The sequence below is a fragment of the Hymenobacter guriensis genome (assembly GCF_015773195.1).
Classification (GTDB): domain Bacteria; phylum Bacteroidota; class Bacteroidia; order Cytophagales; family Hymenobacteraceae; genus Hymenobacter; species Hymenobacter guriensis.
The window spans coordinates 261,451-276,223 of record NZ_JADWYK010000004.1; the positions used below are offsets into that span (position 1 = coordinate 261,451).

Here is a 14,773-nt window from a genome sequence, read left to right on the forward strand (position 1 = left end):
AGTGCACCATTCTGTATTTCAGACTATTGCGCATATTTTTGGGTAGAAGTAAAGTAAATAGCAGATCTTTGCGACTACCTTTGCAAGGTATTGGAGGAGTTTGGGTTCATGAAAAAAGTATTACTACTGGTGTTGCTGGTGCTTGGAGTCGGGTTGTCCGTTTCGCAAGCTCAGCAAATTGTATTTAGCGGACATGTTACCGAAGCGGCTACCGGCCAGCCTGTACCTTTCGCTTCCATCTTCGTGCGGGGTACCAGCCTCGGCGTCACGGCCGATGAGAACGGTCATTTCCGTCTCACCGTCAACCGCAGCATCGATTCTCTCTCGGCCGGGGCAGTGGGCTTCAAGCCGCTAAGCCGGGCCGTAAGCAAGGCGCCCGCGCAAACCATCAACTTTGCCCTGCCCAGCAGCAGCGTTTCGCTGGGCGAGGTGGTGGTGCGGGCCGGCGAAAATCCGGCCTTTGCCGTGCTCCGTAAGGTGCAGCAGCACAAAAAGCAAAACGACAAAGCCCAGCTCGAAGCCTTCGAATTCAACTCCTACAACCGCGTGGAGGTGTCATTGTCGGACGTGACGGACCGGCTGGCGCGCCAGAAGGTAATCCGGGATATGACGTCGGTGGCGCAGGGCGTGGGCGAGATGGAGCGCAATGCCAGCGGCAAGCCTACTGTGCCGGTGTTTGCCTCGGAGGTGCTGTCGCGCTACTACGTGCGGCACCGCCCCAATCGGGAGCGGGAGGAAATCAAGCATTCCCAGCTGCATGGCGTGGCCCCGCGCGACGGCTCAGTCCTCTCGCAGGTGCTGGGCTCATCCTTTCAGGACTACGATTTCTACCCCAACTGGCAGATTGTGATGGGCAAGGACTTTATGTCGCCCATTGCCGATGGCTGGCGCATTACCTACGACTACGACCTGGAAGACTCCGTGTATGTGGGCCAGGACCGCTGCTACCAGCTGAAAGTGTGGCCGCGCCGCGCTCAGGACCTCGCTTTCACCGGCCGCATCTGGATTACGATGAACTCGTACGCGCTGCGGCGGGTGGACCTGACCGTAGACCCCAAGGCCAACATCAACTTCGTGGACCAGATTCGGGTGTACCAGGACCTGACGCCCAGCGCGGCGGGGCCGTGGCTGCCGCTGCGCACCCGCGTGGTGGTGGGCCTGAAACCCACGAAAAAGCAAACCGGGTTGCTGGTGCGCTTCAACACGACCAACTCCGGCTTCGATGTGGAGCACCCGCACGAGGCTAAGTTCTACGAACAGCCTTTTGCCTCGGCTACCGATGCCCTGGAAATTCCGGCTGGCTTCTGGGAGCAGCACCGGCCCGATACGCTCACGGCCCAGGAGGTACGCACTCTTACGGCCCTCGACTCTGTGGGCAAGCTGCGCTCCGTGCGCTCTACCCTGGAGCTGGCCGATTTGCTGGTGACGGGCTACAAGCAAGTGGGCAAGTTTGAGCTGGGCCCGGTGCCGAGCATCTTCACCTACAATAACGTGGAAGGCGGCCGCATTCAGGCTGGCTTCCGCACCAGCGGCGACCTGAACCCCAACTGGTTTGTGCGCACCTACGTGGCCTACGGCACCAAGGACCAGGATTTCAAGTATGGCCTGACCGGCTACCGCGTGCTCAACCGCCGGAACTGGACGCTCCTGGGCTTTGAGCGCAGCCACGACGTAGACCAAGTGGCCTTGCTCGACAACGGCTACGCCACCGAAAACCCCTTGTTCGATGCGGCTGTGCGCTTTGGCAACATCAAGCCGGGGCGGCCCCTGTGGCGGCAGGTGACGGGCGTTTCGGCTCAATCAGACTTGTTTCACGGCTTCAGCCAGAAGATTACGCTCCGTCATCAGCGCTTCGACCCGCTCTACGACTTTGCCTACTACACCAGCGCCGACCACGAGCCCGGCGCCCCCACCGCCGACAAATTCGCGTTGTCGGAGGTGATTCTGGAGTCGCGCTACGCTCCGGACGAAACCGTGATTCAGAATAAGAACCGGCGCTACGCGGTAGGGCTGGCCAAGTGGCCGGTGTTTACGCTGCGCTACACCCGTGGCTTCGATGGCGTGCTGGGCAGTGACTTCGCCTACCACAAGTTCAACCTGCTGGTGACGCACAGCCTGCAGCTGGGCCAGCTGGGCCGCACCGAGTACATCGTGGATGCGGGCTACATTCCGAGCACCATTCCGTACCCGGTGCTAAAAAGCCACCTCGGCAACGAGTCGCCCATCTACACCACCAGTGCCTACAACCTGATGCGCTACTTCGAGTTTGTAAGCGACCGGTACGCGTCCCTGCACTTCGAGCACTATTTCGAGGGGTTATTTATCAACTCGGTGCCGCTGCTCAAGAAGCTCGACTGGCGCCTGCTGGCCTCCGGCAACGTGCTCTACGGCGGCGTAAGCCAGGCCAACCGCAACGCCACCCCGCTGACGGATGAAAACGGCGCGGCCCTGCCCACCTTCCGGCCGCTGGACAGCAAGCCCTACGTGGAGCTGGGCTACGGCGTGGAAAATATCTTCAAAGTATTTCGCGTGGATTTCATCCACCGCCTCACGTACCGCGACCTGCCTGAGGTGAAGACCTTCGGCGTGAAGGTGTGCGCCCAGTTCAAGCTGTAAGCTTTCCGGACGGGTTTTCCCCCTGCTGCCTCCGCGTGCCACCCGGGCAAGGCGGAGGCAGCTGCGTTTCTGGTGCCAGCGGAGCTATCTGGTTGCGTTCTGCAGTTAAAGGCAAGTGGCCATGCGTATAGTTGAGGTAGAGCGGGTAATTTGCGGCCACTCCCTGTCTGCCTTACCTATGGCTTCCTCCGAAAACATCTACACCCCGCGTCAGCAGTATGTGCTGCTGATTTTGTGCCTGGTAGCGCTGGCCGCCCTCATTCTGGTAGGACTGGGCAGCTATATCACGGCGTTTCTGGGAGCAGGCATCCTGTATGTGGTGCTGCGGCCGTGGTTTCAGGCTTTGGTGCACCGGCGCCGGTGGAACAAGCAGCTGGTTACGGCGGGGCTGCTCACGTTTGCCTTCGTGGTCATCATCCTACCCTTCACGGCTCTCACGCTCATGCTGGTAAGTCGTATTCGGCTGTATGCTCAGGATACCAGCCAGATAATGGCCGTCCTGCACAAAATCGAGCAGAAAACCGGCTATGCCATTACCACCGAGCAGAATGTGCGCGGCCTGGTGCAGCAAAGCGTGAGCTGGCTCAGCCAGCGTATTCCGTCCCTGGCCACCGGGCTGCTGCACTTCACCGTCATCATTGGGCTGATGTTGTTCACGCTGTACTTCATGTACACGCAGGAACAGGGCTTCCTGCGCGGCCTGCGGCGCTACCTGCCCTTCCGCCCGAATACCCTGCATGAACTGGGTGAGTCGCTTAAAAACAACGTAAATGCCAACGTACTCGGGCAGGCGCTTATCTCCCTGGTGCAGGCGCTGCTCACGGCCATTACGCTCCAGCTGTTTGGCGTGCCCGATGCCATTTTCTGGGGCGTAGTGAGCTTTTTTATGGCTTTTATCCCGGTGCTGGGCACGCCCTTGGTGTGGGGACCGGCGGCCATCATCAAGCTTTCCCAGGGCCATACCGGCCAGGGCGTGGGCATCCTGCTGATTGGTGTCATCGTCATCATGAACATCGATAACCTGCTGCGCATCCTGCTGGCCCGCCGCATCGGCGACATTCATCCGCTGATTACGCTGGCCGGCGTGGTGCTGGGCGTCGAAATTTTCGGGATTCTGGGGCTGGTGCTGGGGCCGCTGCTGCTCTCCTACTTTATCGTACTCATCAAAGTATTTGAGCGCGAAAACCGTATCCGCCGTCGCACCGTGCGGGCGGAGAATACGCCCTAAGCTATTCGGGTTTACAGAACCAGAAAGCTCGTTTTCCTCCTTTAACAAGGAAGCAAACGAGCTTTCTGGTCTTAACTGCAGCACTATCAGGTTTCGGTGAGGACGGTTTTGAAGCCGGCCAGCTGGCCGCCTTCGGCCTCGCCCAGCGCCAGCACCGGCACCTGCGGGCTCTGGCCAAAGCGGTACACCTGCACGTTGTTCAGCTCCTGTTTCAGGTACATCTGCAGGGCCTTGAAGCGGTTGGCTAGGGCCAGGTCGCCCAGCACCCCATCATCGGCGGTGTGGTTGCGCAGGAAGTAGGTCAGCTCCAGCTTTTCCACCTTTGTATCGGCGGGCTGACCGGCCAGCTTGCGTAGGGCGGCATCGGTGAGCTGACCGGCGGGCGCGGCGTAGCTCACGGCCTCCAGCGGCGCTTCCGACTCACTCACAAAGTGCAAGCCCTGCGTGAGCTGGCGAAGCTGGTCGAGCGTGGCATCAGAGGTTTCGGCGGCTGGCTTTTCTTGCTTGGCACTCGGGGCAGAGGCCGGGGCTTCGGTGGTTTCGCGGCCGCCTTTGGTGTTCAGCGGCGAGGCGGGCGCGGAAGCTTCGGCGGCCGGCACCCGGGCCGCAATGGCAGCGGCCAGCTCCTGCATCCGCTCCGGCGCTACCTTGATTTTGGGGTTGGCGAAGTTCATGTCCGACACATGGTGCATCGGGATAAGGTGAATGTGCGCGTGGGGCACTTCCAGCCCGATTACGGCCACACCAATGCGCTTGCACGGCACGGCAGCTTGCACGCCCTTGGCCACGCGTTGCGCAAACTGGTGCAGGGCCGCTAGCTCGGCCGGTGGCAAGTCGAAAATGTAGTCTACTTCCTTTTTCGGAATCACCAGCGCGTGGCCTTCTATCAGGGGGGTGATGTCGAGAAACGCCAGGTGGTGCTCGTCTTCGGCCACTTTATAGGCTGGCAGCTCGCCCGCAACAATTCGAGAGAAAATGGAAGGCATACGGTGAAATGGTGAGTTAGTGAGGTGGTGAGTTTGACGTTCTGGCGGCGCGCAGTCGGCGGCGTTAAAGTACGGGGCAAAACGCAAAAGGGCGAAACCTTCCGGTTTCGCCCTTTTTTGACGCTGGATTGAAGCGAGAACATGTAACTCACCGTTTCACCATCTCACTAACTCACCGCTACCGGCTGATTTCCAGGATCTGAAACTGCAGCTTGCCGGCGGGTACCGTAATTTCGGCAGTGTCGCCGGCCGACTTGCCCAGCAAGCCTTTGCCGATGGGCGACTTCACGGAGATTTTACCAGCAGCCAGGTTGGCTTCCTCCTCGGCTACGAGCGTGTAGTCGAGCACCATGTTATTTTTCAGGTTCTTGAGCTTCACTTTGCTCATGATCAGCACTTTGGTCAAGTCAAGGTTTGTCTCGTCGAGCAGGCGGGCATTGCCCACAACTTCCTCCAGCTTGGAAATCTTCATTTCCAGCAGGCCCTGCGCTTCCTTCGCGGCATCATACTCGGCATTTTCGCTCAGGTCACCTTTGTCGCGGGCTTCGCGCAGGTCTTCGGCGGCTTTGGCGCGGCCCCGGATTTTGAGGTCCTGCAGCTCGTCCTTCAGCTTCTGCAGGCCTTCGGGAGTATAATAATTTATGGTTGCCATGGTTGGGTGATGGTAAGCTCAAAAAACAAGGAGAACGGCCAGCGTGGCTGGCCGTTCTCCCCCGACAGGTTTAGGCAAATATACGAAACCTGCGCGAATACTGCTAGCCCGCTCCCGGCGGGGCAACGTCCTTCTGGCGATTTTTGCACCCCAAAACTCCTCTTCCGCTGCTTTATCAGCCTGCAGCAGCCAGCTAAGAGCGGCTGCGCAGAAACGTCTGAATCTTGCTGGCCAGCACCTGATTGATCCGCTCGTAGGACTGGTATGACCAGCCGCCCACATGCGGAGACAGCACAACGTTGGGAGCCGCCGCCAGGAAGTCGAACCGGGCCTGCTGCTCCGGGGTGAGTGTGCTCAGCTTTTCGTTTTCCAGCACATCCAGCGCCGCTCCCCGAATCTGCCCACTCTGCAGTCCCTGTACCAGGGCAGCGTGGTCTAGCACCTCTCCCCGGGCTGTGTTCAGCAGCCAGATAGGGTTGCGGAAGCCCTGCAGCAATTCCGAGCCGATGAAGTGGTGGTTGGCGGCCGAATACGGAATGTGAATGCTCAGCACTTCGGCCCGGGCCTGCAGCTCGGCCAGCGTCGCGGGCGTGGCATGGTGCCCATAGTCGCAGGCAGGGTCGTGGTCGTAAGCCAGCACGGTGCAGTCGAAGGCGGCAAGACGGCGCGCAAAAGCCTTGCCCATATGCCCGTAGCCCATGAGGCCCACCGTTTTGCCGCCCAGCTCCTCACCCCGGTTGGCCTCGCGCCGCCATTGCCCGGCCCGTACTTCCTGGTGGGCGCGTGGGATGTGGCGCAGCAAAGCCAGCAGCAGCCCAATGGCGTACTCGCCCACAGCGTCGCGGTTGCCCTCGGGTGCATTCAGCAGCGTGATGCCGGCCGCAGCCAAAGCCGCCTCATCGATATTATCGACGCCGGCCCCGGCCCGGGCCACGTAGCGCAGGTGCGGGCCGTGACTGAGCAGCTCGGTCGTGATGCGCAGCTTGGAGCGCACCATCAGCCCGTCGTACGGATGCGCGGCCAGGGCGGCCGGTACTTCGGCGGCTGTCAGGTCAGGCCGATAGTGAATTTCCACCCCGGCTTCCCGCAGGTAGTCGGGCAGGCTGGGGTGCATGTCGTCGATGACGAGGCAGATGGAGGTTTTCAATTAAAAAATGAGAATTAAAAATTACAAACGATGCGTACTTGCGGAAGGGACGTCGGCCCTTTTCATAACGACTCCCATACTATCCCGGAGCTTCAGTGAATATCCCTGACGCTTGTATAACGCGCTCAGGTCCACACGCTTCGACTGGTATCCAGCTTTGGTAAATATAACTTCCTGATGTGGTGGTGTTCCGATGTACCCAATAAATTGAGTAGCCTGAAATCGACCCGACGAATCAGAAAAAACGGCCTCGTGACTTATCTCATTCTGCCGTAACGTTACCCGAACTCCGACTAGTGGTTTTCCGGTGACATCCTTAATCATACCATCACAACCAATAAGCTGTTCGCAACTGCTCAGCAAGCCGACACCCATCAGCAATACACCCGCATAAGCCGCATTATGCAGCCGTTTCATCGCCCCCTTTTAATTGATTCTCCACCCATTGCGTCAGCCCTACAAAATCCTGCACGCTGAGCTGTTCGGCGCGCTTGTCGAAAATGGGGTCGGTGGTGGCTTCGGGCGGCATGCCGAAAGGCTTGAGGGCGTTGCGCAGGGTTTTGCGGCGCGTCTGGAAAGCCTGCTTCACTACCCGGAAAAACAGCTTCTCGTCGCAGGCCAGGGCCACCGTTTGGTTTCGGGTGAGGCGGATAACGGCCGACTGCACCTTGGGCGGGGGGCTGAACACGTGCGGGGGCACTGTAAACAGGTATTCAATATCGTAGAACGCCTGCAGCAGCACGCTCAGAATGCCGTAGGTTTTGGATCCGGGGCCTTCGGCCAGGCGGTCGGCCACTTCCTTCTGAATCATGCCCACGCACTCGCGCACCTGCTGCCGGTAAGCCAGCACCTGAAAGTAAATCTGGGAGCTGATGTTGTAGGGAAAGTTGCCGATGATGCTGAGGGGCTGCCCGGGATAGAGCTTGCTCAGGTCCATCTTCAGGAAATCCTGGGAGTAGATGCGGCCTTCCAGCGCCGGGTAGTGCTGCTGCAGATACGCTACCGACTCGCGGTCAATTTCCACCACGGAAGTGCGGTACTCGGGGTGCTGAAGCAGGGTTTGAGTGAGCACGCCCATACCCGGCCCTATTTCCAGCACTTCCTTCACACCGTCGGGCAGGCGCAGGGCCTCCACTATATTGCGGGCAATGTTGGGGTCGTTGAGGAAGTGCTGCCCGAGGTGCTTTTTAGCTTTAACGGAATCCATACTGGAGAATGAAGAGTGAGGCGTGCGGAACGAGGGCCGAAAACCAAAGAACAGCCACTAGCTTGCTCCTCATTCTTCACGCGTCATTCCTCATGCCTAAAAGGCTTACCTTCGCGGCCTAAAGGTACAGCCGGTGCCGCTCACTCCGTGCGGCGCGGCTCCTATCTGGGTGAATTAACGGTTTATTTCCCTGCTCATGCCGCTTCAGCTTGCCTACGCCGCCGACTTCCCGTCCATTGCGGATACCGTTTTTATCCTGCCTGCCGGCACCACGGAGCTTTCCGTAGAAACCGCTGCCGACCTGCCCGAGCCGGTGCGCGAGTACGTGGCCCGGCAGCTGGCCGCTGGTTCCAAGCTCATCCGCATCAACCAGTACACGCACCACCATTACTACGTGGTAGCTGAAGAGAAAAAGACGCTGGCCCTCAGCGCCGAATACCTGCGCGAGTGCGGCCATCAATTGTACGCCCACCTTAAGCACGACCACGTGCAGGAGCTGTTCGTGCAGGACCTGACGGGCTCCGGCGCCCTGGCCCTGGCCGAAGGACTGGCCCTCACCGCGTACCAGTTTGCCGGCTACAAAACCGACGAAAAATCAAAGAAGGCTCCCGACCTGCAGCGCCTCACCCTGGTAGGCGCCGACGTGACGGCCGAGCAGGTGCGGGAGTTGGAAGGCGTGCTGGCCGGCGTGTACCTGGCCCGCGACTTGGTGAATGCTCCGCAAAACAAGCTCAGTGCCACTCAGTTTGCCGACCAGATGACGCAGGCGGGCACCGAGGCCGGCTTCCACGTGGAGGTGTTGGACCTGGTACGTATTGAGGCCCTGCGTATGGGCGGGCTGCTGGCGGTAAACCAGGGCAGCCCCGAGCCGCCTACGTTCACCATCATGGAATACAAGCCCGAAGGCGCCACCAACCAACAGCCCATCGTGCTGGTGGGCAAAGGTGTGGTGTACGACACCGGCGGCCTGAGCCTGAAGCCTACGCCCGGCGGTATGGACACCATGAAGTGCGACATGGCCGGCGGCGCAGCCGTGGTGGGCACGCTCTACGCCCTGGCCAAAAACCGGGTGCCCCTGCACGTTATCGGGCTGGTGCCGGCTACCGACAACCGTCCCGGCGGCATGGCCTTTGCCCCCGGCGACGTCATCACGATGTACAGCGGCCTGACGGTGGAAGTGCTAAACACCGACGCGGAGGGCCGCCTGCTGCTGGCCGATGCCCTGGCCTTTGCTAGGAAATACAACCCCGAGCTGGTGCTGGATTTTGCTACGCTCACCGGGTCCGCCGCCCGCGCCATCGGCAAGGAAGGCATTGTGTGCATGGGCACGGCCGATGAGGATGTGCTGGACGCCCTTAAGCAGGCGGGCCACCGCACCCACGAGCGGCTGGTGGAGTTTCCGCTCTGGGACGAGTACGCCGACCACATCAAGAGCGACATTGCCGACCTCAACAACCTGGGCAAGGGCGAAGCCGGTGCCATTTCTGCCGGCAAGTTCCTGGAGCGGTTTACGGAGGGCTACCCCTGGGTGCACTTCGATATTGCTGCCCCCGCCTACCTCTACGCCCCCGACTCCTACCGCGGCAAAGGTGGAACCGGCACTGCCGTACGCCTTGCGTATGAGTTTTTAGTGCGTCGTGCTTAGTGCTTAGTGCTTAGGTTGTGTTCGGAATTCCAGGCAGCCAAATAATTGGTGGCTAGCCAGTGAGCATAATATCAGAAAACTAAGCACTAAGTCCTGAACACTAACAAATAACCAAGCACCAAAAGAAAGATGGAAGGCCGGCCTTATACCGACTTGCTGGTTTGGGAAAAAAGCCGCCAACTGGCTTCTTCCGTTTATCAGCTGACGCGAGCCTTTCCGCAAGAGGAGCTGTTTGGTCTGACCAGCCAAATGCGCCGAAGTGCGGTTTCAGTTGCGTCCAACATTGCGGAGGGCTGCGGCCGGCAGTACCCCAAAGACGCGCTGCAATTCTTTTTCATGGCTCGAGGCTCGTTGTATGAGCTGGAAACCCAGCTGTACATCAGCTTTGATCAGGGTTTCCTTTCTCAGCAACTGCTGAGTGAAAACCTTGAAAAACTAACCGACTGCAAAAAGCTGTTGCACGGCTTCATCAACCATTACAAACAAAAGCTAACTGTCTAGTGCCAGTTGCCGGAGCCAGGCCAAACCTTGCCCCCACAACCTAAGCACTAGGCACCCAGCACTAAGCACAATCAGATGCTTCCACGCATTGGCATATCCGTCGGCGACCTGGCCGGCATCGGGCCCGAAATCATTTACAAGACCTTTCTGGACGCCCGCCTGCTGAAATTCTGCACGCCGGTGGTCTATGGTACGGCCACCGTGCTGTTCGACGAGTTTCCGGTGATTAAAGACGCCGAGCCGCTCACGTTCCGGCAGGTGCGCGAGGCGCAGGACATTGCGCCCGGCAAGCACAATGCCGTGACGTGCTGGGAAGAAGATTTCACGCTCACGCCCGGCCAGCCTTCCGAGGCTAGCGGCCGCGCCGCCCGCCAAAGCCTGCTGGCTGCCGCCCTCGACCTGAAAGCTGGCCTGCTCGATGCCCTCGTGACGGCGCCCATCAGCAAGGAAAACACTCAGGCCGACGACTTCCGCTACCCCGGCCACACTGAGTTTCTGACCAGCTTTTTCGAGGCCCGGGAAAGTTTGATGCTGCTGGTTAGTGAGGATCTGCGCGTAGCCACTGCCACTGGCCACATTGCCCTTAAGGATGTGCCCAGCCGCTTAACCAAAGAGCTGCTGCAAACCAAGCTGCGCATTCTCCTCAAATCCCTGACGCAGGATTTCGGTATTCTGAAGCCGCGCGTGGCGGTGCTGGGCCTCAACCCCCACGCCGGCGAAAACGGCCTGCTGGGCACCGAGGAAGCCGACATAGTAGCGCCCGTACTGCAGCGCCTGCAGGATGATGGCCACCTGGTGTATGGCCCCTACCCCGCCGATGGCTACTTCGGCACCGGACAGTTCCGCCAGTTCGACGCCACCCTCTCGCTCTACCACGACCAGGGGCTGATTCCATTTAAAACCCTGGCTTTCGAGCGGGGCGTCAACTTCACGGCGGGCCTATCGGTCATTCGTACCTCCCCCGACCACGGCACGGCCTATGGACTGGCCGGACAGTACAAAGCCGATGAAACGTCCTTCCGCGAGGCCCTGTACCTGGCCTGCGACCTGGTGCGGCGTCGCCGGGAAGCAGCAGCCCAATAGGGCTTCTATCCACGATGTGCTTGGTTGAACTCGGCACCGGCCGGCGCAGCAACTGCGTCAGCCGGTGCTTGTTTTTTGGCTGATTGAGGCTTCCGGAAAAGATACGTATTCACAAAGAATATTTCGTTTTTGAAAAGATTGTTTGCGGTTTCAAAACTATGCCGTAGCTTTGCAGCCTGCTTTTTTGGAATTAGCCGAAAGTGGCCGTTTTGCTTTCTATGACGCTGCACACTCCTGCCGACTACCGTACTGCCCTGCGCCGCCTTGATGCGCTGGTAGCTGCGGGTATTGAGGGGAATGAGGCGCTGGAAACCGAGTTTCGGGAGCTTATTGTGGCACTGGACACGTACGAGAGCAAGCTGGGGCTGCTGCCCATTCCGAATCTGCCGACGTCTTTAGCCGAAATGATTGAGCTGAAGCGCCAGCAGATGCGGCTCAAGCAGAAGGAGCTGGCTCAGCTGCTGGAAGTGCCCGCCGGGCGTCTCTCGCAGATTCTGAGCGGCAAGCGGCGCGTGACGCTCGATCTGGCCAAGCGCCTGTACGAACGGCTAGGCATTCCGTCGGACTTCATTCTTAAGAACGCCTGACTTATCCGCTAGCTTCGCTCCCGCACTTTCAACCCGGCGAAAACTTCCTACTTTTGCTCCCTGCTACCAACCTGACCCGTGAAAAAGGACGCTCAATACGATCTGGCAATTGCCAAGCTGGCCGACAAAACGCACCACTTTGCGTTTGAGCTGGACCGGGCCTTTTTCGAGCAGTTCGAGCAGCAGCTCATCCCCGATGGCCAGCTGCACGCCGACGTGACGCTGCATAAAACCGACCGGCTGCTGACCCTGGACTTCGATATCACGGGCACCGTGCGCCTAGTGTGCGACCGAAGCCTGGACGAGTACGACCAGCCCCTGGACGTGCATGAGCAGTTACTGGTGCGCTACGGCGACCGGGAACTAGAGCTGGATGACAATGTGCTGCAAATCACGCAGGACACCCAGACGCTGCCCATTGCCCAGCACCTGTTCGACTACATTGGGCTGGCCCTGCCCATGAAGAAGCTGCACCCGCGCTTTCAGAACGAGCCCGACGAAAACCCCGATTCCGAAACCAAGCTCATCTTCACGACCCGCCAGGAAGGCGACGCCGACGACGATGATGACAACGACGGCATCGACCCGCGCTGGAACGCCCTGCGCAACCTGAATTAAGCCCGGCTTGATTCTTTCTTTCTACTTCATCCTTCATAATTTCTTTTCAAAATGGCTCATCCTAAACGCCGGACCTCTACCGCAGTCCGCAGAAAGCGTCGCACCCACTACAAGCTCACTCCGAAGCCCGTTTCCATCTGCCAGAACACCGGCGAGCTGCACCTGCGCCACAAGGCCTACGTGGTTGATGGTGACCTGTACCTGAACGGCAAAGTAGCCATCAAGGACTACGCGCCCGTAGCCGCCGCGGCCCCCGCCGACGCCGACGAAGAATAGCCTCCGCTCTTTCCAAACTGCCCTCTTTCCTCCGTTCCTCCTAGGTGAGGATGCCGGCCGTCTTTCAGTCCCGTGCGGGCCGGAAGACGGCCCCGGAGGTTCTCTCCCAGACATCTTGAACGTTCGTACATGAAGATAGCCCTGGACGCTATGGGGGGCGACTTTGCCCCGCGGGCTGCGGTCGATGGCGCGGTATTGGCGGCTAAAACCCTGGCCGGCAAAGCCCAGATAGTGCTGATTGGTCAGGAAGACGCTGTGCGTCCCCTCCTGGACCAGCACGGCGAAGCGGCCGCCGACCTCCTGTTCGTATCTGCCTCGCAGATCATCGAAATGGGAGAACATCCGGCCAAAGCCTACCAGCAAAAGCAGGATTCCAGCATTGCCGTAGGCTACCGCATGCTCCACGCGGGCGAGGTCGAAGCCTTCTGCTCGGCTGGCAACACCGGTGCCATGCTGGTGGGTGCTATGTTTTCGGTGAAAGCTGTGCCCGGCGTACTGCGCCCGGCCATTGCGAACTTCGTTCCCAAGCTGCACGGCAGCTTCGGCATTATGCTCGATGTAGGTGCCAATGCCGAGTGCAAACCCGAAATGCTGGAGCAGTTCGGCGAGTTGGGCTCTTTATACGCGCAGTATGTGCTGGGCATTGAGCAGCCTAAAGTGGGCCTGATGAACCTGGGCGAAGAAGAAGGAAAAGGCACCACGCTGCTGCAGGCCGCGCACAACCTGCTGAAGGTGAATCCCCATATTCACTTCATCGGCAACATTGAAGGTCGCGACCTGTTCAACGACCGCGCCGACGTCATCATCTGCGACGGGTACACGGGCAACGTGCTCCTGAAAATGGCCGAGTCGATTTACGACATCATGGCCGAAAAAAACCTGCACGACCCCTTCTTCGACAAGTTCAACTACGAAGCAGTGGGCGGCTCCCCCATTCTGGGCATCAACGACAACGCCATCATCGGGCACGGCGTGAGCACGCCGGCTGCTATCTGCAACATGCTGATGCAGGGCTACCAAATGGCGCACTCGGGCATTTCCGACCAGATAAAAAACACCTTCAAGTCTTAGCGACTAAGTCCGGCCCCGGCCGGACTTTTTCTTAGCCGCGCTTTTTCGTTTATCCGTTTTCGATGAAAGTTACCGCTGCCATTACCGGAGTGGGTGCCTATGCACCCGATTACGTGCTGACCAACCAGGAGCTTGAAACCTTGGTAGACACCACCGATGAGTGGATTACCACCCGCACCGGTATCAAGGAGCGCCGCATTCTGAAGGGCGAAGACCAGGGCACGTCCGTCATGGGCATCAAGGCCGTGGAGCAGCTGCTGGCCAAAACCAACACCCGGGCCGAGGAAATTGACCTGCTGATTTGCGCCACCACCACGCCCGACATGGTGTTTCCGGCTACGGCCAACCTCATTACGGCCGGCATAGGCGCTACCAAGGCCTTTGGCTTCGATATGCAGGCCGCCTGCTCGGGTTTCCTGTTCGCGCTGACCACCGGCGCCCAGTTTATCCAGACCGGCAGCTACAAGAAAGTAGTGGTAGTCGGCGCCGATAAGATGTCGGCCATTGTAGACTATACCGACCGCGCCAACTGCATAATTTTCGGCGACGGCGCGGCGGCGGTGCTGCTGGAACCCAACACCGAAGGCTACGGCCTGCTCGACCAGCAGCTGCACTCCGATGGCAACGGGGCCCGCTACCTGCACCAGAAAGCCGGTGGCAGCCGCCGCCCCCCAACGGCCGAAACGGTGGCCAACCGCGAGCATTACATTTACCAGGAAGGCTCCACGGTGTTCAAGTTTGCCGTCACCAACATGGCCGACACGGCCGCCCTGGTAGCCGAGCGCAACCATCTCACCGCCGACGATATTGCCTGGCTGGTGCCCCATCAGGCCAATAAGCGCATCATCGATGCTACGGCCAACCGCGTGGGCATTGGCCCGGAAAAGGTCATGCTCAACATTCACCGGTTTGGCAACACCACCAACGGCACCATTCCGCTGTGCCTGGCTGACTATGAAAGTAAGCTCAAGAAAGGTGACGACCTGATTTTCGCGGCTTTCGGCGGCGGCTTCACCTGGGGCGCACTCTACGTGAAGTGGGCCTACGACGGTGCCGCTGTAGCCACGGGCATCTGAGCCAGCCGAGGCGGCACGCACGCGGAAAACCTCTATACTTGCGACTTCAATTAAGAATGCAGGAAGAAAAGATGAAGTTT

The 14,773-nt window shown here is 59.5% G+C and carries 14 protein-coding genes; 10 read left to right on the forward strand and 4 right to left on the reverse strand.

Translation table 11 applies throughout. From position 1 onward, the window contains the following. Window positions 1-108 precede the first annotated feature (108 nt). The gene (locus tag I5L79_RS09130; protein ID WP_196954728.1) at window positions 109-2,616 is read left to right on the forward strand and encodes a DUF5686 and carboxypeptidase-like regulatory domain-containing protein; all 2,508 of its coding nucleotides are present in this window, start codon (window positions 109-111) and stop codon (window positions 2,614-2,616) included. 178 nt (window positions 2,617-2,794) lie between these two features. Beyond that, the gene (locus I5L79_RS09135) at window positions 2,795-3,844 is read left to right on the forward strand and encodes an AI-2E family transporter (protein ID WP_196954729.1); all 1,050 of its coding nucleotides are present in this window, start codon (window positions 2,795-2,797) and stop codon (window positions 3,842-3,844) included. Between the two features lie 86 nt (window positions 3,845-3,930). Here the strand turns inward: I5L79_RS09135 and I5L79_RS23645 are convergent, their stop codons facing one another. From I5L79_RS23645 to rsmA, 4 genes are all read right to left on the reverse strand, one after another. Further along, complete coding sequence (locus tag I5L79_RS23645) at window positions 3,931-4,830, reverse strand: nuclease A inhibitor family protein (protein ID WP_196954730.1); 900 nt, start codon at window positions 4,828-4,830, stop codon at window positions 3,931-3,933. Window positions 4,831-5,008: 178 nt separating this feature from the next. Next, window positions 5,009-5,482, reverse strand: a complete 474-nt coding sequence (greA, locus tag I5L79_RS09145; RefSeq protein ID WP_196954731.1) for a transcription elongation factor GreA — start codon at window positions 5,480-5,482, stop codon at window positions 5,009-5,011. A gap of 193 nt (window positions 5,483-5,675) precedes the next feature. Further along, window positions 5,676-6,629 carry an NAD(P)-dependent oxidoreductase gene (locus I5L79_RS09150; RefSeq protein WP_231403000.1) on the reverse strand — a complete coding sequence of 318 codons (954 nt, stop codon included), beginning with the start codon at window positions 6,627-6,629 and terminating at the stop codon, window positions 5,676-5,678. A gap of 400 nt (window positions 6,630-7,029) precedes the next feature. Further along, a complete protein-coding gene (gene rsmA / locus I5L79_RS09155; RefSeq protein ID WP_196954732.1) occupies window positions 7,030-7,836 on the reverse strand; it encodes a 16S rRNA (adenine(1518)-N(6)/adenine(1519)-N(6))-dimethyltransferase RsmA in 807 nt (268 codons plus the stop codon). A gap of 196 nt (window positions 7,837-8,032) precedes the next feature. On the opposite strand from rsmA, the gene I5L79_RS09160 reads away from it, so the two are divergent. The 8 genes from I5L79_RS09160 to I5L79_RS09195 all read left to right on the forward strand — a co-directional run bounded on the left by I5L79_RS09160 (window position 8,033) and on the right by I5L79_RS09195 (window position 14,693). Then, entirely contained in the window at window positions 8,033-9,481 is a 1,449-nt protein-coding gene (locus I5L79_RS09160; RefSeq protein ID WP_196954733.1) for a leucyl aminopeptidase family protein, read from the forward strand. A 129-nt stretch (window positions 9,482-9,610) separates the two neighbouring features. Then, window positions 9,611-9,982: a four helix bundle protein gene (locus I5L79_RS09165; protein WP_196954734.1), complete on the forward strand. Its 372-nt coding sequence runs from the start codon at window positions 9,611-9,613 to the stop codon at window positions 9,980-9,982. 75 nt (window positions 9,983-10,057) lie between these two features. Continuing rightward, a complete protein-coding gene (gene pdxA / locus I5L79_RS09170; protein WP_196954735.1) occupies window positions 10,058-11,065 on the forward strand; it encodes a 4-hydroxythreonine-4-phosphate dehydrogenase PdxA in 1,008 nt (335 codons plus the stop codon). Window positions 11,066-11,283: 218 nt separating this feature from the next. Next, complete coding sequence (locus I5L79_RS09175) at window positions 11,284-11,652, forward strand: helix-turn-helix domain-containing protein (protein WP_196954736.1); 369 nt, start codon at window positions 11,284-11,286, stop codon at window positions 11,650-11,652. Window positions 11,653-11,730: 78 nt separating this feature from the next. Further along, window positions 11,731-12,270: a YceD family protein gene (locus I5L79_RS09180; protein ID WP_196954737.1), complete on the forward strand. Its 540-nt coding sequence runs from the start codon at window positions 11,731-11,733 to the stop codon at window positions 12,268-12,270. Window positions 12,271-12,321: 51 nt separating this feature from the next. Beyond that, the gene (gene rpmF, locus I5L79_RS09185; protein ID WP_196954738.1) at window positions 12,322-12,546 is read left to right on the forward strand and encodes a 50S ribosomal protein L32; all 225 of its coding nucleotides are present in this window, start codon (window positions 12,322-12,324) and stop codon (window positions 12,544-12,546) included. A 129-nt stretch (window positions 12,547-12,675) separates the two neighbouring features. Further along, the gene (gene plsX / locus I5L79_RS09190) at window positions 12,676-13,617 is read left to right on the forward strand and encodes a phosphate acyltransferase PlsX (RefSeq protein WP_196954739.1); all 942 of its coding nucleotides are present in this window, start codon (window positions 12,676-12,678) and stop codon (window positions 13,615-13,617) included. 62 nt (window positions 13,618-13,679) lie between these two features. Further along, the gene (locus I5L79_RS09195; RefSeq protein WP_196954740.1) at window positions 13,680-14,693 is read left to right on the forward strand and encodes a beta-ketoacyl-ACP synthase III; all 1,014 of its coding nucleotides are present in this window, start codon (window positions 13,680-13,682) and stop codon (window positions 14,691-14,693) included. The last annotated feature ends 80 nt before the right edge of the window (window positions 14,694-14,773 follow it).

Bases quoted from the DNA above. Each gene is read 5' to 3' on its own strand.
- I5L79_RS23645 (WP_196954730.1), bottom strand. From the start codon at position 4,830: ATGCCTTCCATTTTCTCTCGAATTGTTGCGGGCGAGCTGCCAGCCTAT.
- pdxA (WP_196954735.1), top strand. From the start codon at position 10,058: ATGCTTCCACGCATTGGCATATCCGTCGGCGACCTGGCCGGCATCGGG.
- greA (WP_196954731.1), bottom strand. From the start codon at position 5,482: ATGGCAACCATAAATTATTATACTCCCGAAGGCCTGCAGAAGCTGAAG.
- rsmA (WP_196954732.1), bottom strand. From the start codon at position 7,836: ATGGATTCCGTTAAAGCTAAAAAGCACCTCGGGCAGCACTTCCTCAAC.
- I5L79_RS09130 (WP_196954728.1), top strand. From the start codon at position 109: ATGAAAAAAGTATTACTACTGGTGTTGCTGGTGCTTGGAGTCGGGTTG.
- I5L79_RS09160 (WP_196954733.1), top strand. From the start codon at position 8,033: ATGCCGCTTCAGCTTGCCTACGCCGCCGACTTCCCGTCCATTGCGGAT.
- rpmF (WP_196954738.1), top strand. From the start codon at position 12,322: ATGGCTCATCCTAAACGCCGGACCTCTACCGCAGTCCGCAGAAAGCGT.
- I5L79_RS09195 (WP_196954740.1), top strand. From the start codon at position 13,680: ATGAAAGTTACCGCTGCCATTACCGGAGTGGGTGCCTATGCACCCGAT.
- I5L79_RS09165 (WP_196954734.1), top strand. From the start codon at position 9,611: ATGGAAGGCCGGCCTTATACCGACTTGCTGGTTTGGGAAAAAAGCCGC.
- plsX (WP_196954739.1), top strand. From the start codon at position 12,676: ATGAAGATAGCCCTGGACGCTATGGGGGGCGACTTTGCCCCGCGGGCT.
- I5L79_RS09135 (WP_196954729.1), top strand. From the start codon at position 2,795: ATGGCTTCCTCCGAAAACATCTACACCCCGCGTCAGCAGTATGTGCTG.
- I5L79_RS09175 (WP_196954736.1), top strand. From the start codon at position 11,284: ATGACGCTGCACACTCCTGCCGACTACCGTACTGCCCTGCGCCGCCTT.